Below are 19,062 nucleotides of genomic sequence, written 5' to 3' on the forward strand. Positions count from 1 at the left end.
AAACACCGATCCAAATGGATCGGTGTTTTTTACATTACATCTTCTTATTCTTTAGTAAAGAAGCTCCAGCAATTTCAGGATGCGTCATTTCGAATGGATCTAAAATAATATCCAATTCTTCTTCTGTCAGTACACCATGTTCTAAACATAACTCCCGAACAGATTTTCCTGTTTCAATTGCTTCACGTGCAATACGTGATGCTGCTTCATAACCAATATGAGGGTTAACTGCTGTAATAATTCCAACACTTTTCTCAACATATTGTTTCAGCAGTTCTTCATTTGCTGTAATTCCTTTAATACAATATTCACGGAATACACGGAATCCGTTATTCATAATACTAATAGATTGAATTAAATTAAATACAAGCACAGGCTCCATTACGTTGAGCTCCAGTTGTCCTGCTTCTGACGCTAAGCAAATTGTATGATCATTACCAATTACTTGGAAAGCGACTTGATTAATTACTTCTGCCATAACAGGATTTACTTTACCTGGCATAATAGATGAACCTGGCTGACGAGCTGGTAATTGAATTTCCGCCAATCCAACACGTGGACCAGATGCCATAATACGAAGGTCGTTCGCAATTTTAGACATATTCATCATACATACTTTTAACGCTGCAGATACTTCTGTGTATGCATCTGTATTTTGTGTTGCATCAACTAAATGCTCTGCACCAACAAGTGGGAATCCGCTAAATGTTCGTAAGTGTTTAACCACTTGTTCAATGTAGGTAGGGTTTGCATTTAATCCCGTACCAACAGCTGTCGCCCCCATATTCACTTCATATAAATGTTGGCGAGATTGTTTAATTCTTTTTATATCACGCGCAAGCACTCTGCTATACGCTTCAAATTCTTGTCCAAGACGAATCGGAACAGCATCTTGTAAATGCGTACGTCCCATTTTAATGACGTGATCGAACTCGTTTGCTTTTGCACGGAAAGCAGCATGAAGTTCTTCCATTGTAATAAGAAGTTCTTCTAACATCATAAGAGTTGCAATATGAATTCCCGTTGGGAACGCATCATTCGTTGACTGAGCCATGTTTACATGCGTATTTGGGCTAATTTTTGCATACTCGCCTTTTTCATATCCCATACGTTCTAACGCTCGATTAGCAATTACTTCGTTTGTATTCATATTAATAGAAGTTCCAGCACCGCCCTGAATTGGATCTACGATAAATTGATCATGGAATTTCCCATCAACAATTTCTTGCGCTGCCTCCGCAATTTCATGTCCAATGTCTTTCGCCAAGTAACCAGTATCGATATTTGCAAGTGCCGCCGCTTTTTTCACAATTGCCATTGCCGTAATGAGTGACGGATGGATGCGATATCCTGTAATCGGGAAGTTTTCTACCGCACGTAATGTTTGTACACCGTAATAAGCTCTACTTGGTACTTCCTTTTCACCTAAAAAATCTTTTTCTATACGTATATCCTTCGTTGCTATCATTTTCATCACCTATACTTTTCATTCTAAATCCCTATTTAAAAAATTCGCCCTCTAAAAATACGAGTATCATTCAGAAGAATTTTTCAGTGTCCACCTTCACTATATAGTACCTTTTTTGAAAGCGCAAACATTTAATTTTCTATATATACCTTTTATAGAAAATCATTCTTCTCCCTTCTTTATTTCCACTCGTTTAATTTGATGCATATCTTTTTCCAGAACTTTAAAAGAAAAGCCGTGTTTTTCAATAATATCTCCTTCAGCAACGATTTGCTTTTGTACCATAATCCATCCACCAATTGTATCTACATCATCAGCGATTAAGTGTATGCCAAATAAATCATTTACTTCACTAATAAGCACTTTCCCCTCTACAATTTTACACCCTTCACTTATATGCTCTATAGGCGGGTGTTCATCTTCATCGTATTCATCTCGAATTTCCCCAACAATTTCTTCTAAAATATCTTCTAATGTAACAATCCCAGCTGTACCACCATATTCATCATACAACACAGCTAATGGAATGTGTTTTCTTTGCATTTGTAATAGTAAATCATGAATTGGAATATTTTCTAGCACTTCAATGACCGGCCTTGTATATGGCATAATCGAGCACTCCTCGTCCCGATTACCATCCATATAACGAATAAATAAATCCTTTACATTAACCATTCCAATGATTTCATCTTTATCTTCACCAAATACAGGATACCTCGTATATTTTTCTTGTGCGATTATTTTAATATGTGTTTCAAATGGTTCGTCCTCATATAAACCTACAACTTCCGTACGAGGCACCATAATTTCCTTTGCCACTCTATTATCAAATTCAAAAATATTATTTACATATTTAAATTCCCTTTGATTAATCTCTCCGCTCTCATAACTCTCAGATAAGATTAATCGTAATTCTTCTTCCGAATGAGCAACTTCATGTTCAGAAGCCGGATGTAATCCGAATAACCCTGTTACAAGCCTTGCTGAACCATTTAAAGCCCAAATAAACGGATACATTACTCGGTAAAAATAAATAAGTGGTTTCGATAATAATAAGCTAACTTGCTCTGCTCTTTGTATGGCGAACGTCTTAGGAGCAAGTTCACCAATAACAACATGTAAAAACGTAATAACTGCAAAAGCAATAATAAATGAAACGGTACTTGCAATTGCAGAAGATAGGTGTAGTTTTAAAAACAACGGCTCTAGTAAATGTTTTATAGTCGGCTCGCCTAACCACCCAAGCCCTAAAGCGGTAATGGTAATACCTAACTGACATGCTGATAAATATTCATCTAAATTTGAAGTTACTTTTTTTGCTGCCAATGCTCCTCGTCGTTTCTCACTAACGAGTTGGTCAATACGACTGCTACGCACCTTAATAATTGCAAACTCAACAGCTACAAAAAAACCTGTTAATGCAATAAGAATGACTACCATCAGTAATTTTAAAATATCCACATATATCCTTTAGCTTTCTTAGCTAAAGTGACACCTCCTTTAAAAAAGAAGTTTCACTTTAGTTTCTTCATTTACTCAAAAGCAACCCTATATAAAATTCACCAATTTCAAACCTCATACAATTCTAAAGGTAAACCATCCGGATCTTGGAAAAAAACAAATTTTTTCCCGGTTATCTCATCAATACGTATCGCCTCAGTTTCAACACCACATTGACTTAAATGTTGCACGGCTTCTTCTATATTTGTAACAGCAAATGCTAAATGCCTAAGTCCAGACGCTTCTGGAAAACTCGGGCGCTCAGGCGGACTTGGGAATGAAAATAATTCAATTTGATACTCTCCCCCTACACATAAATCTAACTTATAAGAATCTCGTTCCTTTCTATATACCTCATTTACCTCTTCAAAACCTAATATCCTAGTATAAAAATCTTTTGACACATCATAATTTGAACAAATAATTGCAACGTGGTGTACTCTACATATATTCATACTCTCTCTATTCCTTTCTTTACCAAAGATGCATATTCTCCCTTGAAATGAAAAACATATATAGCAGAATATCTCTTTTAGGGGGCTTACTATGAAATTTATTACCTTTTTCTTAGGACTTATCGTCGTCTTCTTCCTTGCTTATATCGCTAGTAACAATAAGAAGCATATTAAATTTAAACCTATTTTCATCATGCTTCTTATACAGTTAATTTTAACCTATTTATTATTGAATACAGAAATCGGTCTCATACTTATTCGGTTCATCTCCAGTTTGTTTACAAAGCTACTCGAGTATGCTGCTGATGGTATAAACTTCGTATTTGGCGGCCTTGCCAATAAAGGTGAAATGCCCTTTTTCCTTACTGTCTTATTACCAATTGTCTTCATTTCCGTCTTGATCGGTATACTGCAACATTTCAAAATACTACCATTTTTCATTCGTTGGATCGGTTACTTCCTCAGTAAAATAAATGGTCTTGGGAAATTAGAATCTTACAATGCTATCGCATCTGCCATTGTCGGCCAATCAGAAGTTTTTATTACGGTCAAAAAACAATTAGCTCAAATTCCAAAACACCGTCTTTATACACTTTGCGCATCTGCTATGTCAACTGTATCTATGTCTATCGTAGGTGCCTATATGACAATGATCGAACCTAAATATGTAGTAACCGCACTCGTTCTCAATTTATTTAGCGGTTTTATTATCGTACTGATTATTAACCCCTACGACGTGAAAGATGATGAAGATATTTTAGAAATAAAAGGCGAAAAGCAAAGCTTTTTTGAAATGCTTGGAGAATACATTCTAGATGGCTTTCGAGTAGCTATCGTTGTCGGTGCTATGCTTATCGGATTCGTCGCATTAATGAGCTGCATTAATGATCTATTCCTCATTATATTCGGCATTACTTTCCAGCAATTAATCGGCTACGTCTTTGCACCAATTGCATTTCTTATTGGTGTACCAAGTTCTGAAATTGTCGCGGCTGGTAGCATTATGGCAACGAAGCTTGTAACGAATGAATTTGTAGCAATGATGGATCTTAGTAAAATTTCTAATAGCCTTTCTCCTCGTACAGTTGGTATTATTTCTGTCTTCCTCGTCTCTTTTGCCAACTTTTCTTCTATCGGCATTATTTCAGGTGCGGTAAAAGGATTAAACGAAGAACAAGGAAACGTCGTTGCCAGATTTGGCCTTAAATTACTATACGGAGCGACTCTCGTTAGCATTTTATCTGCAATTATCGTAAGCATTATGTTGTAATTAGGTAAAATTTTATCATTTTCTTATCCCTATCTTTTGTATACAATAACGAATAGATGTCTTTATAAATAATCAAGACATCTATTTTTTATACATGTACAATCGCTTTTATTTAGCGTACAATATTTTTTATGTGTTTAAATGCGCTTCTAGATGTATATACTTTGATAGTTTTAAAGGAGAAAAAATGATGAAATCCGATATGCACAAAGATACTCGAGCCAAAAAGGGACGCTCAAAGAAAAAACGTCTACTTTGGTTCCTTCTTATTCCATTACTGATTATAGCACTTGGAGCAGGAGGCTACTCCTTCCATATATACAGTAAAGCAAAATCAATTCTAAGTAATGCCTATTCTGAACTTGGTCGCGGAGACAAATCCAGCAAACGTGAAAAAGCCGTTAAACCTATGACTGACAACATTTCCGTACTTATTATGGGTGTTGATGAAAGTGATATTAGGGACAAAAATTATGGGAAAGCAACTCGTACAGATGCACTATTACTTGCAACCATTAATAAAAACGATAAATCTGTTAAGCTTGTCAGTATTCCACGTGATTCACGTGTCTATATTAAATCACGTGATAAATACGATAAAATTACACATGCGCACGTATTCGGTGGTGTAGACAGCACGATTGATACAGTTGAGAAATTTTTAGATGTTCCAGTTGATTACTATGTAAAATTCAACTTTAAATCCTTTATCAAAATTGTTGATTCCCTTGGTGGCATTACTGTAGATGTTCCAGTGGAGTTCACAGAACAAAATAGTAAAGATGAAGCAGATGCAGTTCACCTTAAAAAGGGACGTCAACATTTAAATGGAGAAGAAGCACTGGCACTAGCAAGAACTCGTCATATCGATAGTGATTATATGCGCGGTCAACGACAACAGCTTGTTTTAGAAGCTATTGCTGAAAAGGCATTATCTCTGAATTCCATTAATAAAATCGGTGGTTTATTAGACGCTGTTGATAAAGACTTAAAAACAAATTTAACTTTTGATGATATGATGACAATTGCGAAAAATTCAATGGGTTCAAACTTAAAAATGGACAAATTGCAAGTAGAAGGTACTGATAAATATATAGGTGGTATTTATTATTACGTTCCAAACGAAAAAAGCGTCGATAATATTTCGACAACACTACAAGAACATCTCGGTGTTACGAATAAAAATGAACATAAAAAATTATAATAAAAAGGCTGCTAGAACTTTCTAGACAGCCTTTTTATTATAATTTTCAACATATTTCTCGTACACATTGTGACAAAAAGAGACAATTATTACAACAGTGTAACATATTTTATAAAAACATTACACACAAAGTGAAAATAATAGTATACTAGTACGTACATAATGTTATTTTCATCATTTTTATACAAAAAATGTAATACATATATTTATACAAAAATTTCTGGGGGGAAATAAATGAAGCTAAGTAAAATACTGATCGGTTCTGCAATTGCTGGAGGCATATTACTTTGTGTTGGCGGTGTTGGCGGATATCAATATGTATCCAAACTAAATAATCAATTAGATACTACTGCATTACCCAATACTACATTTGAAGGTATTTCTCTCGATGGAAAAAATAAAAAAGATATTCAAGCTATTATTAATCAAAAAATCACTGAATTAGATCAAAAATCACTTACGTACATATTCCAAAACGATAAACAAACTTACACATGGAAAGATTTAGGGATAAATTATAAAGAAAAAGATATTATCGACAAAATCTTTAAAGAACAAGAAGGCAACGCAATAAATCGTTACAAAATGCGGAAACAAGCTGAGAACGGCGAATTAAAACGTGACTATAAATTAACACCTCAATTAAATACAACTGCTTATGAAAGCTTTATGAAGGATAAATATAATGAAACATTAAAAAATCCTGTTAATGCAGAATTAAGTATTGAAGGCACTACAGTAAATATTAGCCAGAGCCAAAATGGAGAAAAAATCGATAAAGAAAAGTTAACTGATTTAACGCGGCAAGCCATTACTTCTGGCACATCTGATGTTACATTACCCGTTACACTATTAAAGCCTGAACGTTCTACAGAAGATATACAGAAAATGGGGATTAAAGAAGTAATTGCTGAATATTCAACTCCAATGGCTGGCCGTAATGGGAATCAATCCTTTAACGTAAATAAGTCAGCTAATACTTTAAGTGGAGTGATTGTCGCACCTGATGAAACATTTAGTTTTAATGGCCGCGTTGGCGTAACGGATGCTGCTCATGGTTATAAATCCGCAGCTGTATATTCACAAGGGAAAGTTATACAAAGTGCAGGCGGAGGCGTTTGCCAAGTGAGTAGTACTTTATATAGCGCAGCTTTAAGAGCAGATTTAGGAATTGTTTCTCGAAGCAACCATTCTATGCCCGTAAATTATTTACCACTTGGGCAAGATGCAGCAGTAGCAGATTATAGTCCAGATTTAAAATTTAAAAATAATACAGGCAATCATATTTATATTCAAGCATTTTCAAATGGAGGTAGTATTACTACACGTATTTTCGGCACAAATACTGGTAAAAATGTTGAAGTTTCTTCTCAAGTAATTAGTAGGACTAATGATAAAATAACAGCAGTTACATATAAAAAAGTTACACAAAACGGTGAAGTAATATCTAATGGACAAATTTCAAAAAGCGTATATAAAAGCACTCCAAAACAATAAGACACTATCAAACAAAAAGGCGTGATCTACTCACGCCTTTTTCTTTTGCAATAATAATAAAAAGGTTGCAAGATGGTCTTTCGTTTCTTCTAACGACCACATACGATTTCCTTGCTTCGCAGCTAGTACGCACGCCTCTTCCCAAGCATCCTTTTTCTTCATATATAATAATTCATCGCGTAATTTCAAAACAATTTCTTCGTCTTCTTGCTCTATAAACTCTTCCATCACGCCTACTATTTCATCTTCATGGATACTTAACGTACAATACGATTTGAAAAAATATTGTAATGTCGTATACATATTTACTCCCCCTTCTTATTTATCAGATGGATAAGAAGTAATGATCTTATATCCTAAATCCCCTGACTTATCTCTCGCTAAAACCGTAACAGTTTTGACTAACTTGTCTTTTACATTCATATTTTTCTTTATTACCGTTTTTCCAACCGGGAATGAATGTGTTGTATTTAATACGAGACGAGCCTCTTTAGAATTTTTTAACCAATCTTGAATTTCCTTATCATGCTGCTTCAAACTATCTTTTACAGCTTTCGTTGCCGTTTCCTTGTCATAGTATGTACTTGCTGCTGATACTTTATCTGTCTTCAAGCGATTCTTCAAATCTTCTTCTGATTTGCCTACATGTCTTTCAATCGTATGACCATTTTTAGGTGGTCCTTCCATTTCGTCTAAAATATTATCACTAATTTTTTCTACTGATGCCGATTGATTCCCTGTTTGTTTCTCTGTTTTTTGTTCTTTTCCTGCACATCCACTTAAGATCAGCATGAGTGCCAATAAACTACTCACGAAAAGACTACTTATTCGTTTCATCATATCACCTCTTTCATGATTATTATCGTAACTTCACTAAAAGTCAATTTCACATCGAAAAAACATACACATTTTTCAAATTCCTCATCTATTTTGCCAAATTACCACCCGCTTTTCATAAAACCGCTATTTTCGCCCTTACATAAATATACCCCTATGTTTTTATGATTATTTCCCGAGTTAAACCTCCCCCTAAAATCATCTATTAACCTTTTAAATAAAGGTTTTATTTGTATTTTTTAAAAAAGTAAAATATACCCCTTACTTCATATACCTAATACCCATATAAGGTATAATAATGGTGTTTTTTAACGTTTTTCTACATTATGTAAATTTGTACTTGCCTACACAATGGAAATATGGTGTAATGCAAAAAAAAGATAAAGGATTTTAAACAATGGCTGAAACAATTCAAAACTTCTTAACAGACTATTATTCAATCGCAATTCCACTTAGTATCTTAATCAACATAGTCATTAGCCTTTTAGGTGTTATCCCTAGTATTTTTTTGACCGCTATTAACATACAGCTCTTTGGTGTAACAAACGGAACCCTTATTTCGATCGCAGGTGAGGCATTAGGGGCTATTATCTCGTTTTATATTTATCGTATAGGCCTTCAGAAATTCACTCACAGCAAAGTAAATAAGTATCCAAAGGTAGAACGCCTACTTTATGTAGAAGGTAGAGAGGCCTTTCTACTCGTCCTATCGTTCCGCCTCATTCCTTTCATTCCGTCTAGTATCGTGACTTTATTTGCAGCTCTAGGCAAAATGTCATTACTATCCTTCAGTATTGCCAGTACAATAGGTAAAATACCGGCATTATTAATCGAGGTATATTCTGCTTATCATGTCATGAACGGAACAAATGAAGCGAAGTGGATTGTAACAATCGCGGGCGCTATTGGATTGTTTTATTTGTGGAAAAAATGGAGAAAAAAATAAAGAAGGAGCCTATGCTCCTTCTTTATTTTTGAGGTATTTTATTAATAGCTATCCTTTAGATCGTTAGTTAATACCAACAGCACTAAATGATTGCTTAACTGCATTTACTTCAGCAGAGTTCGCACCATATAAATCAGCTGCAGCTTGTACTGCACCAGCACGCGCTTGACTAAATGTAGTAGATTGCGTGAAATATTGTGTGTTTGCACGGTAATAAATTGCACCTAGCTTATCTTTACCAATACCAGTTACAGTTACACCGTAATGCGTACCGCCATTTGCTAATAAATAAGCTTGTTTGTTAATAATACCACTGTTCGTATGAACCCCACCGTTATCACTAGTACCAGTGTAACGCTTAGAATAATGATCTGGATCACCATATTTCGTTGGATCACTCATAGAGCGAAGCGCATCTCCTGCTTTACCAGGCGTATAAATATCTTCACCAATTTCCCAATCTGGGTTACGGTTATCATAGAATTCTACTAAAGTACCAAAAACATCTGAAATAGCTTCATTTAATGCCCCTGATTCATTTTGATAGATTAAATCTGAGCTATACTCTGTAACAGCATGCGTTAATTCATGGCCAATTACATCAATTCCACCAGATAATGAAGTGAATGTTACACCATCACCATCTCCGTATACCATTTGAGAGCCATTCCAGAACGCATTATTATATCTACTTCCATAATGAACTGTTGATTTTAATGGCGCTCCTGCATCATTAATAGAGTTTCTATTAAAAGTAGCTTTATAGTAATCATATGTTTTACCCGCATAGTAATGAGCATCTACCGCTGCTGCATCATACGCTGCATTGAAAACATTATCTGCATCTACCCATAATGTTCCTGGCAATGTAGTACGATTTTTCGCATCATATGTGAAAATCGTTGCTCCGCGCGTATTATCTTGTAAGTAGTAAGATGAGCCAGATAACGTTGTATTAAGCGACTTCGTATCTCCTAATACACCTTTACCAGTACCCACTGCATTTGTTCCTGTTACAGGCTTTACAGCTGGTTTCGCTTCCTGTTTAGGTGCCTCTTGCTTAACTGGTGATTTATCTTCATTTGCTACATGATCAAGTTTATTATATTTATTTAACACTTTACCGCTGTCTGCTTCAATGAAATAGTAGTAGTTTCCTGGACTCGGGTCTAAGAAGTTTAAATTTACAACGTATGCATATGTTGTTTCTTCACCGTTTTGATATACATATAAGTCCGCTTTTGGTTCTACCTCATATTTAGGTGTAATCCCTAAATCTTTTTGCGCAATTTCAATTGCTTTTGCGCCTTCGATCTTATTTTTATTTTTCAATTTTTCTTTTTTGTCTAAATCAGGCGCAACTGTTCCAGACAATACTTTTAAAGAACCATCTTTACTTACGTGAGCTACTTGCGTAGACCCCCATACAGGTACTCCTTCATATACTTGTTGCAAACGTAATACTGTTGAATCAGTTACAGCATCTTTCTTCACTTGTTTCACTTTGAAAGAATCTTGCGCACTCTTTTCCCCTAACTTGTAATCACCTTTTGCTGCGTTTAAGTAATCAAACACAACAGATTCTGCTTTCTTACCAGTTGCCCCAGTTAGATCCCCAGAAACAAACTCCGGTGACTGTACTGTCTCATTGTACTTCTTCGTAGAGAGCACATTTTTAGAATCTGCAAATGCAGAGCCTGTCCCTCCGAACGTTGTAACTGCCATTCCTGTCGCTAACACTAATGCTAAACTTTTCTTTTTCATGAACCTTCCCCCTAATAAATTATTTTTTGAAAAAGAGTAGTTTCATATTAGCATTATGTTTCCACTATTAATATACTGAAAATTCAATTAATTTTTTTCTCAAGTTTTGTAGAATTTTGAGGAACAAATATTGAAAAAACCCCTTTCCGGTTGGAAAGGGGTTTTTAATTATGAATTAATTTGTTGAACTGTTTTAGCTTCTTGACCAACAATATCAGGTTTACTGCTATACTGATGTATTCCTCCAACAACTGTAAGAGTCACTATAAATGCTAATGCTCCAAATACCATCTTTTTCATTTTTATTCCTCCTTATCATTCATTAAATCAATAACTAACCTATAATATCGATTACTTTCTTCAAATCTCGATAAACTGGAAAAATGTTCTGCTAGTTCAATGTATACTTTCTTTAATTCTATTTTATTTCCCGCAGATTTATACAATGGGATAGCCTCATTTTCCAAAAATGCTTTATAATCTTTCGCTTCTTCAAAATATTTATATCTAAGCATTAAAAGCAAGTATAATTTTGCATTAAATCTCTCTTCTTGTTTTGCTGCATCAATTCCCTTATCAATTAATGCCTTTGCCTCCTCTAACTCTTCTAATTTAATGCATACTACTGCCATTTCATATATTGTATCTAAATAATTTAAATCTATTTGTTTTTGAAGTTGTAGACTATCTAAATAATATTTTTTTGCTTGCTGATATTTGCCTTTTTTATAATAGATGCTTCCCATATTACTTAAAGTAATAGCTAAAAGTACATCCTTATCAGCAAAAGATGCGGACTCTCTCAAAATACTCTCATACATTTTTAAAGCTTCTTCATACTGACCTTTTTCTGTATAACTTACCGCAATAAGTATTTGGCAGTTAATTATGTTTCTAAACTTATATTCACTACGAAAGCCTTCTAATGCTATATTTACAAAATGGATTGCAAGATGATGAATATCTAAATGAGTATATACAAGCGCTATATTATAATATAGGCCTGTTTCATGATAACCTTGTTCCTTGGCCATTACTTCTGTTTTTAATAAGTAATCTAGCCCCTCCTTCCATCTATATTGCAAACAGCACAATAACCCTCTACTATACATATATAATAACTTCTGAAATGGAGAATACTTTTTATATACCTTCTTCAATCTATCTAATTCTTCTTCAAGTGTAGCAATATCCCTTTTCATAATTAAATAACGCGTATAAAGCAGTTTATAATAATTTATAATTTCAAAATCCAAAACATGCTTCATTTCACCTTGTAATTCTTCATATATGCGTTCTACTTGTGGCTTGTCCAAATGAACTAATGCATTTAACCATTCATCCAGCTTCCCCTTCACATCTTCTTCTACATCTCTCAAATCCGTCACGGCAATTTCTAATCTTGCGCAGAGCAATTGTAGAATCTCTTCTGATGCTTCGATTTTTCCATTTTCGATTTTACTTAAGTATGAGACAGAACAAATGCCCTGACATAATTCTTCTTGTGTCATTTTTTGCTGTAGCCGTTTGTAAAAGACTTGTTTGCCTATTTTTTCTAATGTTTGTTGCATTGTCCTCCTCCATTCTCATTTACCCCCATTACTTTAATAATACATAAAATCTTGAGAAATATAAATTGATAAATGTTAATTTTCTAAAAAATATGCAATATTTCATTTTTTTCCCTCTTGACTATACTTTCATATCTATTCTTTGCTACGATCCGTGAAAAATTGGTATACTATAACCAAATTATGGAGGTGTTTTCGCGATGACTTATTATAAAGACGATAGCTATGCCTTACATACAGATTTATATCAAATTAATATGGCTTATACATATTGGAAAGATGGTATTCATAACCGCCGCTCGGTGTTTGATTTATACTTTCGAAAACTTCCATTCGAGAACGGTTATGCTGTTTTTGCTGGCCTTGAAAAAATTGTAGAGTACATAGAAAACTTCAGCTTTACCGAAAGCGATATCGCTTATTTAGCAGAATTACAATTTGAAGAAGAATTTCTTCAGTATTTACAAAATATGAAATTCACCGGGACGATTCGAAGTATGCAAGAAGGTGAAGTTGTCTTTAATAACGAGCCTTTATTACGTGTCGATGCACCGCTCGGGGAAGCACAAATTATTGAAACCGCCCTGTTAAACATTGTGAATTACCAAACATTAATTGCAACGAAAGCAGCTCGTATGAAGCACGCTGCAAATAACGATGAACTTTTAGAGTTCGGAACAAGACGTGCCCACGAGTTCGATGCAGCCCTTTGGGGTACACGTGCTGCCTTTATCGGTGGTTTCTCATCTACGAGTAACGTACGGGCTGGAAAACGCTTTGGGATACCTGTAGCCGGCACACATGCGCACTCTTTTGTTCAAGCTTATCGCGATGAATATGTTGCTTTTAAGAAATACGCTGAAACTCATAAAAAGTGTGTCTTTCTCGTTGATACATATGACACATTAAAATCTGGTGTTCCAAATGCAATTCGCGTGGCAAAAGAGTTCGGGGATCGCATCGATTTTTATGGCATTCGCCTCGATAGTGGTGATATGGCTTATTTATCTAAAAAGGCAAGAAAACTACTAGATGAAGCCGGGTTTACAAATACAAAAATTATTGCTTCTAGCGATTTAGATGAATACACCATTATGCATTTAAAATCTCAAGGAGCAAAAATTGATGTATGGGGCGTTGGAACAAAATTGATTACGTCCTTTGAGCAACCAGCTTTAGGAGCTGTTTATAAACTCGTTGCGATTGAAGATACTGATGGAAAGTTAAATGATACAATTAAAATTTCATCTAACCCTGAAAAAATTACTACTCCAGGACTGAAACGAATTTATCGCATTATCAACCGAGTTAATGATCATGCAGAAGGCGATTATATTGCATTAGATTGTGAAGAACCAGGAAAAGAAGAACGCTTAAAAATGTTTCACCCTGTTCACACGTATATAAGTAAATTTGTAACAAACTTTGAAGCGCGCGAACTGCATAAAGACATTTTCGTTAACGGTGAAAGAACATATGAACTACCTGACATATTGGATATTCAAAAATACAATGAACAGAGTCTCGCGTTATTTTGGGAAGAGTATATGCGAACTTTAAATCCTGAAGAGTACCCTGTCGATTTAAGTCAAGAATGCTGGGATCATAAAATGAATTACATTCAAACTGTTCGAGAACAAGTTGAAAAAAATATACAAAAATAAAACAGAGAAGCTGCTCCTTCTCTGTTTTCTTCAATGCTATATATCTTTGTAAAAAATATATTAAAATAACAAGACAAATATTTTTTATTTGTAAATTTTAATATTACGTTATTTATTTCAAAAATAATATTTGTTATTATTTTATTGAGTCAATTTCAACAGAATAACCTAAAAAAGAGGACGCAGGTTGCGTCCTCTTTTTTATCCCGCATTAACGGGCAGTAAGACCCCCAAAATTCAGCAAAAGCAAGGGCGTTAGATGGGGGATAAACTGTCCGTAAAAGCCCGATTGGTGAAGGCTAATAATTAGCGGGGGATGAAGCCCCCCACTGATTAAGGTTTCACTTTATAAATCTTTCACTCGTAGTACACGCATTGCATTTAACACTGCCAGTAGTGTCACACCAACATCTGAGAAAACCGCTTCCCACATTGTTGCAATACCGAAAGCACCAAGTAGTAAAACTAATCCTTTTACCCCTAATGCAAAGATAATATTTTGCCATACAATGCGTCTTGTACGTTTTGCAATGTTTACAGCTGTTGCAATTTTTGAAGGCTCATCAGTCATAATAACGATATCTGCTGCTTCAATTGCTGCATCTGATCCTAAACCACCCATTGCAATACCAACATCGGCTCTTGCTAATACCGGTGTATCATTAATACCATCACCAACGAAAGCAACTTTTTCTTTTCCATGCTTCGCTGCATCAATTTTTTCAATCTCTTCTACTTTTTGTTGCGGTAATAGTTCTGCGTGAACTTCATCTAAACCTAACTCTTTACCAACAGCTTCACCAACTGGTTTTGCATCACCAGTTAACATGACTGTTTTCTTAATACCTAGTTCTTTTAATTTTTGAATTGCTTGTTTTGAATCTTCTTTTACTTCATCAGAGATAACGATATAACCTGCATATTTTCCATCTACAGCAACGTGAACTAATGTACCTACTGTTTCTGGTTGCTTAAATGTAATGTTCTCTTTTCTCATTAATTTAGCATTACCTGCAAAAATTTCTTTTCCTTGTACTTTTACGACTGTACCGTGACCAGAAATTTCGTTATAATCATCGATTATTTTTTCATCAACTGATTTTCCATATGCATTTCGAATCGATTGTGCAATTGGATGGTTAGAATACACTTCAGCAAATGCTGCATACTCTAATAATTCTTCATTTGTAATACCTTCGCTCGGTTCCATTTTTGTAACTTTGAAGACACCTTTTGTTAATGTGCCTGTTTTATCAAAAACAATATATTTCACATCATTTAAAGCTTCTAAATAGTTACTCCCTTTTACTAACACACCACTTTTAGATGCACCACCGATACCTCCAAAGAATCCAAGAGGAATAGATACAACTAACGCACACGGACAAGAAATTACTAAGAACACTAAAGCTCGATAAATCCAATCCGAGAATGTAGCTCCTTCTAAAATAAGTGGTGGAATAAACGCCATGATCGCTGCTGTAATTACTACAACTGGAGTGTAGTAACGCGCGAACTTCGTAATAAAGTTTTCTGTTGGCGCTTTTTTACTGCTTGCATTTTGAACTAAATCTAAAATTTTTGATACAGTTGATTCACCAAATTCTTTTGTAACTTCAATTGTTAATACACCATTTTGGTTCACAAAACCACTTAATACATCATTTCCAATTTCAACTTCACGTGGTACAGATTCACCAGTCAATGCTGAAGTATCTACCATTGATGTTCCTTCAACTACTTTTCCGTCTAACGGTACTTTCTCACCAGGTTTCACGATAATATAATCGCCGATTTGTACATCTTCTGGTGATACTTGTTTCGTTTCATTTCCAATCTTTACATTCGCGTAATCAGGACGAATATCCATTAATGAAGTAATTGATTTTCGAGAACGGTTTACCGCAATACTTTGGAATAGTTCTCCTACTTGATAGAATAACATTACTGCAACCGCTTCTGGGTATTGTTGAATTGCGAAAGCTCCTAGTGTTGCAATTGCCATTAAGAAGTTCTCATCAAACACTTGGCCACGAGTTATGTTTCTTACTGCTCTCCAAACGATATCTCCACCAATTAATACATACGCAAGGACGAATAACGGAATTGTGATCATTTGTGGTAAGCCAGCTAATGCAGCAATTGCTGTCAAAATTCCTCCAACCACTAATCGTCCTACCATTTTTTTCACATTTGCTTCTCCATGATCGTGACTATGTCCATGGTCATGACCACCCTTTTCTTCACGAACAACTTTCACATCTGGTTCTAACTTTTGAACGACATTTGTTATATTGGCTACAGTCGTTTCTAATTCTCTTTTATTCGCTACTTCAATTCGTAATTTCTTTGATACGAAATCAACAGTTGCTGCTGAAACCGTCGGCATTTCCTTAACTTTATTTTCAATCTTCATCGCACAATTTGCGCAATCTAAACCTTCTAATATAAACACTTCTTTTGCCATTTTTGTGTTTTTTTCTTCTTGCACTTTAATGTGCGGTTCTAATTTTGTAACGAGTTGTTTTGCTTCTGTAACAACTTCGCTTTCTTTATTTTGCGCTGTTTCTAAAACCATTGTTTTTGTCGCGAAATTTACAAAGCAAGAATTTACTCCTTCTATATTCCCAACGCCTTTTTCAATTTTCATTGCACAGTTTGCACAATCTAAACCTTCTAACATCAGTTTCTTTTTCACTAATGCTTCAGCCATCGTTCTCCCTCCTCGCGTTCTATTTATTCTTCCTCGTTTACGTGTTCAAACGCTTGCTCGAAGATATGAATTACGTGTTGGTCAGCTAACGAATAATAAACGACCTTTCCTTCTTTACGATTCTTTACAAGTTTCGCTTGCTTTAACACACGAAGCTGATGTGAAATAGATGATTGTGTCATTCCTAATAAATACGCTAAATCACAAACACACATTTCAGCTTCAAATAACGCATGTAATATTCTTGTACGTGTACGATCGCCTAATACTTTAAATAATTCTGCTACTTTACTTAAACTTTCATCCGTTGGAATTGTTTGTTTTACTTGATCAACAACTTCTTCATGAATTATCGTTTGAGAACATGTCTCTTGTGGTGTTTCTACTTTATTTCCAGCCATTATAGCTCACCTCTTTATTTGAACATATGAACAATCATTCATATATCTTATACCTTTATTATATGAGCGTCTATTCATATGTGTCAATGAAATCTCATACATTTTTTTGAACATTTCGTTCACATTTTAAAAAGATCTACACATATTTTCCGCATCCATTACATTCTCATACAAAAAAGAATATACACTTTACACAAAAGAAAAAGCCTTGCGCGTTCCCTAGACGCACAAGGCTTACTATACTTATATCCCTTTTAACTAAGCTTTTAATTAGCTTGTTCTAAATTATCCTGCGAACTTCCATCGTCTTTTAAATGACTATGTTTTTTCGAATAAACAAAGTATACAACTACTCCAATTGCTAACCAAATACCGAAGTAGATCCATGTTGTTAATGGTAGGTTAAACATTAAGAATAGACAACATGCGATTGAAATAAGCGGTAGCGTTGGTACAAGTGGTACCATAAAGCCACGTTTTAAGTTCGGATGTGTTTTACGAAGAATAATAACTGACACACCTACCATCGCAAATGTTAACAACGCTCCAATATTCGCTAAATTCGACAATTCTTTTAAATCGATAAATCCAGCAATTAAAGCACTACCAATACCCGTTAACCAAGTTGAGAATACTGGTGCTTCTGTTTTCTTATTAATTTTCGCAAATGATTTTGGTAATAAACCGTCACGGCTCATCGCGAAGAATACACGTGTCGTTGCATAAATGTAAGCAAAGATTACAGCCATAATACCAATTACAGCTCCAACTGCGATTACACCCGCTACTTTATCTTGTCCTACAACTTCTAATACATATGCCATAGCTTCTGGTACATCTAATTCTTTATAAGAAACCATACCTGTCATAACGAGACATACTACAACATAAATAATTGTACAAATAACTAATGAAGCAATAATACCAATCGGTAAATCACGTTGTGGATTTTTTACTTCTTCAGCAGAAGTTGCTAATGCATCAAATCCTAAGAAAGCAAAGAATACTGCTGCTCCGCCGGCAAAGATTCCGCTAATACCGTATGGTGCAAATGGTGTCCAGTTTTCTGGTTGTACGTAAAACGCACCAACTGCAATGAATAAAATAACAATACCAATTTTAATTAATACCATTATGTTATTCACACGCTTACTTTCTTTCGTACCTCTTGATAGTAACCAAGTTAAAACTAATGTAATGACTACTGCTGGTAAATTCACGATCCCACCTTGTGATGGAATCTTTAACAACTCTGTTGGAATTTCTAATCCGAATCCACTCACTAAGTTATTAAAATAACCTGTCCATCCACCAGCTACTGCGGCAGTTGTTACGACATATACAGATAGTAATGTCCATCCCATTAGATGGGCAATAAACTCACCAATTGTCGCATATGAATATGTGTACACACTACCTGAAACCGGAAGTGTAGATGCAACTTCTGCATAACACAACGCTGCAAATCCACAAACAATCGCTGCAATCATGAATGAAAAGATAACTGCTGGACCAGCATCTCTTGCTGCTACTAATCCTGTTAATACTAGTACTCCTGTACCAATTATCGCACCAATCCCTAGCATTGTTAGGTCAAATGCCCCTAGCGTTTTCGTTAAAGTTTTACTTTTACTTTCCCCTAACAATTGCGTAACGGATTTCTTTTTAAATAGGTTGGCCACGATGTATGCCCCCTTTTGCCAAGAAGAGCTAAGAGATATTCACTCTTAGCTCTTATCATGTTGGTTTATATATTGTTCGATTTTGTTTTG

At 35.0% G+C, this 19,062-nt stretch carries 16 protein-coding genes; 5 read left to right on the plus strand and 11 right to left on the minus strand.

Translation table 11 applies throughout. From position 1 onward, the window contains the following. Window positions 1–34 precede the first annotated feature (34 nt). From aspA to gloA2, 3 genes are all read right to left on the minus strand, one after another. Window positions 35–1,468, minus strand: coding sequence for an aspartate ammonia-lyase (gene aspA, locus PQF83_RS21530; RefSeq protein ID WP_000562151.1), 1,434 nt, complete (start codon window positions 1,466–1,468; stop codon window positions 35–37). 162 nt (window positions 1,469–1,630) lie between these two features. Next, window positions 1,631–2,929: a hemolysin family protein gene (locus PQF83_RS21535; RefSeq protein ID WP_000353305.1), complete on the minus strand. Its 1,299-nt coding sequence runs from the start codon at window positions 2,927–2,929 to the stop codon at window positions 1,631–1,633. Window positions 2,930–3,036: 107 nt separating this feature from the next. Continuing rightward, a complete protein-coding gene (gene gloA2 / locus PQF83_RS21540) occupies window positions 3,037–3,423 on the minus strand; it encodes an SMU1112c/YaeR family gloxylase I-like metalloprotein (protein WP_001017666.1) in 387 nt (128 codons plus the stop codon). Between the two features lie 91 nt (window positions 3,424–3,514). On the opposite strand from gloA2, the gene PQF83_RS21545 reads away from it, so the two are divergent. From PQF83_RS21545 to PQF83_RS21555, 3 genes are all read left to right on the plus strand, one after another. Further along, window positions 3,515–4,693 (plus strand): NupC/NupG family nucleoside CNT transporter, encoded by a 1,179-nt coding sequence (locus tag PQF83_RS21545; RefSeq protein WP_000668836.1) that lies wholly within the window; start codon window positions 3,515–3,517, stop codon window positions 4,691–4,693. 190 nt (window positions 4,694–4,883) lie between these two features. Then, window positions 4,884–5,897 (plus strand): LCP family protein, encoded by a 1,014-nt coding sequence (locus PQF83_RS21550; protein ID WP_000834033.1) that lies wholly within the window; start codon window positions 4,884–4,886, stop codon window positions 5,895–5,897. 234 nt (window positions 5,898–6,131) lie between these two features. After that, window positions 6,132–7,394, plus strand: a complete 1,263-nt coding sequence (locus tag PQF83_RS21555; RefSeq protein ID WP_272792340.1) for a VanW family protein — start codon at window positions 6,132–6,134, stop codon at window positions 7,392–7,394. A 30-nt stretch (window positions 7,395–7,424) separates the two neighbouring features. Here PQF83_RS21555 and PQF83_RS21560 read toward each other — a convergent pair whose 3' ends face one another. Together PQF83_RS21560 and PQF83_RS21565 are read right to left on the minus strand one after the other, a co-directional pair. Then, window positions 7,425–7,697, minus strand: coding sequence for a hypothetical protein (locus PQF83_RS21560; RefSeq protein ID WP_000288788.1), 273 nt, complete (start codon window positions 7,695–7,697; stop codon window positions 7,425–7,427). Window positions 7,698–7,712: 15 nt separating this feature from the next. Next, window positions 7,713–8,231, minus strand: coding sequence for an RNase A-like domain-containing lipoprotein (locus PQF83_RS21565; RefSeq protein ID WP_000822717.1), 519 nt, complete (start codon window positions 8,229–8,231; stop codon window positions 7,713–7,715). A 397-nt stretch (window positions 8,232–8,628) separates the two neighbouring features. On the opposite strand from PQF83_RS21565, the gene PQF83_RS21570 reads away from it, so the two are divergent. Then, window positions 8,629–9,177: a TVP38/TMEM64 family protein gene (locus PQF83_RS21570; RefSeq protein ID WP_000852211.1), complete on the plus strand. Its 549-nt coding sequence runs from the start codon at window positions 8,629–8,631 to the stop codon at window positions 9,175–9,177. 63 nt (window positions 9,178–9,240) lie between these two features. Here the strand turns inward: PQF83_RS21570 and PQF83_RS21575 are convergent, their stop codons facing one another. From PQF83_RS21575 to PQF83_RS21585, 3 genes are all read right to left on the minus strand, one after another. After that, the gene (locus PQF83_RS21575) at window positions 9,241–10,941 is read right to left on the minus strand and encodes a M4 family metallopeptidase (RefSeq protein ID WP_000730398.1); all 1,701 of its coding nucleotides are present in this window, start codon (window positions 10,939–10,941) and stop codon (window positions 9,241–9,243) included. 168 nt (window positions 10,942–11,109) lie between these two features. Next, a complete protein-coding gene (nprX, locus tag PQF83_RS21580) occupies window positions 11,110–11,241 on the minus strand; it encodes a quorum-signaling peptide NprX (protein ID WP_000738909.1) in 132 nt (43 codons plus the stop codon). A 2-nt stretch (window positions 11,242–11,243) separates the two neighbouring features. Next, window positions 11,244–12,512, minus strand: a complete 1,269-nt coding sequence (locus PQF83_RS21585; protein WP_001187929.1) for a helix-turn-helix transcriptional regulator — start codon at window positions 12,510–12,512, stop codon at window positions 11,244–11,246. A gap of 200 nt (window positions 12,513–12,712) precedes the next feature. Here PQF83_RS21585 and PQF83_RS21590 point away from each other — a divergent pair, with 200 nt between their 5' ends. After that, a complete protein-coding gene (locus PQF83_RS21590) occupies window positions 12,713–14,176 on the plus strand; it encodes a nicotinate phosphoribosyltransferase (RefSeq protein WP_000222900.1) in 1,464 nt (487 codons plus the stop codon). A gap of 346 nt (window positions 14,177–14,522) precedes the next feature. On the opposite strand, the gene PQF83_RS21595 is transcribed toward PQF83_RS21590, so the two are convergent. The 3 genes from PQF83_RS21595 to PQF83_RS21605 form a co-directional block, all read right to left on the minus strand. Continuing rightward, on the minus strand, window positions 14,523–16,889 hold the full coding sequence (locus PQF83_RS21595) for a heavy metal translocating P-type ATPase (RefSeq protein WP_000796551.1): 2,367 nt from the start codon (window positions 16,887–16,889) through the stop codon (window positions 14,523–14,525). Between the two features lie 23 nt (window positions 16,890–16,912). Then, the gene (locus PQF83_RS21600) at window positions 16,913–17,290 is read right to left on the minus strand and encodes an ArsR/SmtB family transcription factor (RefSeq protein WP_000918377.1); all 378 of its coding nucleotides are present in this window, start codon (window positions 17,288–17,290) and stop codon (window positions 16,913–16,915) included. 266 nt (window positions 17,291–17,556) lie between these two features. Continuing rightward, window positions 17,557–18,972 carry an amino acid permease gene (locus PQF83_RS21605; RefSeq protein WP_001284877.1) on the minus strand — a complete coding sequence of 472 codons (1,416 nt, stop codon included), beginning with the start codon at window positions 18,970–18,972 and terminating at the stop codon, window positions 17,557–17,559. Window positions 18,973–19,062 lie beyond the last annotated feature (90 nt).

This window comes from Bacillus sp. FF-1 (assembly GCF_028548245.1).
Classification (GTDB): Bacteria; Bacillota; Bacilli; order Bacillales; family Bacillaceae_G; genus Bacillus_A; species Bacillus_A paranthracis.

What these genes read in the sequence shown, in the direction of transcription:
- aspA (WP_000562151.1), bottom strand. Translation starts at nt 1,468, where the DNA reads ATGATAGCAACGAAGGATATACGTATAGAAAAAGATTTTTTAGGTGAA.
- gloA2 (WP_001017666.1), bottom strand. Translation starts at nt 3,423, where the DNA reads ATGAATATATGTAGAGTACACCACGTTGCAATTATTTGTTCAAATTAT.
- PQF83_RS21545 (WP_000668836.1), top strand. Translation starts at nt 3,515, where the DNA reads ATGAAATTTATTACCTTTTTCTTAGGACTTATCGTCGTCTTCTTCCTT.
- PQF83_RS21550 (WP_000834033.1), top strand. Translation starts at nt 4,884, where the DNA reads ATGAAATCCGATATGCACAAAGATACTCGAGCCAAAAAGGGACGCTCA.
- PQF83_RS21555 (WP_272792340.1), top strand. Translation starts at nt 6,132, where the DNA reads ATGAAGCTAAGTAAAATACTGATCGGTTCTGCAATTGCTGGAGGCATA.
- PQF83_RS21560 (WP_000288788.1), bottom strand. Translation starts at nt 7,697, where the DNA reads ATGTATACGACATTACAATATTTTTTCAAATCGTATTGTACGTTAAGT.
- PQF83_RS21565 (WP_000822717.1), bottom strand. Translation starts at nt 8,231, where the DNA reads ATGAAACGAATAAGTAGTCTTTTCGTGAGTAGTTTATTGGCACTCATG.
- PQF83_RS21570 (WP_000852211.1), top strand. Translation starts at nt 8,629, where the DNA reads ATGGCTGAAACAATTCAAAACTTCTTAACAGACTATTATTCAATCGCA.
- PQF83_RS21575 (WP_000730398.1), bottom strand. Translation starts at nt 10,941, where the DNA reads ATGAAAAAGAAAAGTTTAGCATTAGTGTTAGCGACAGGAATGGCAGTT.
- nprX (WP_000738909.1), bottom strand. Translation starts at nt 11,241, where the DNA reads ATGAAAAAGATGGTATTTGGAGCATTAGCATTTATAGTGACTCTTACA.
- PQF83_RS21585 (WP_001187929.1), bottom strand. Translation starts at nt 12,512, where the DNA reads ATGCAACAAACATTAGAAAAAATAGGCAAACAAGTCTTTTACAAACGG.
- PQF83_RS21590 (WP_000222900.1), top strand. Translation starts at nt 12,713, where the DNA reads ATGACTTATTATAAAGACGATAGCTATGCCTTACATACAGATTTATAT.
- PQF83_RS21595 (WP_000796551.1), bottom strand. Translation starts at nt 16,889, where the DNA reads ATGGCTGAAGCATTAGTGAAAAAGAAACTGATGTTAGAAGGTTTAGAT.
- PQF83_RS21600 (WP_000918377.1), bottom strand. Translation starts at nt 17,290, where the DNA reads ATGGCTGGAAATAAAGTAGAAACACCACAAGAGACATGTTCTCAAACG.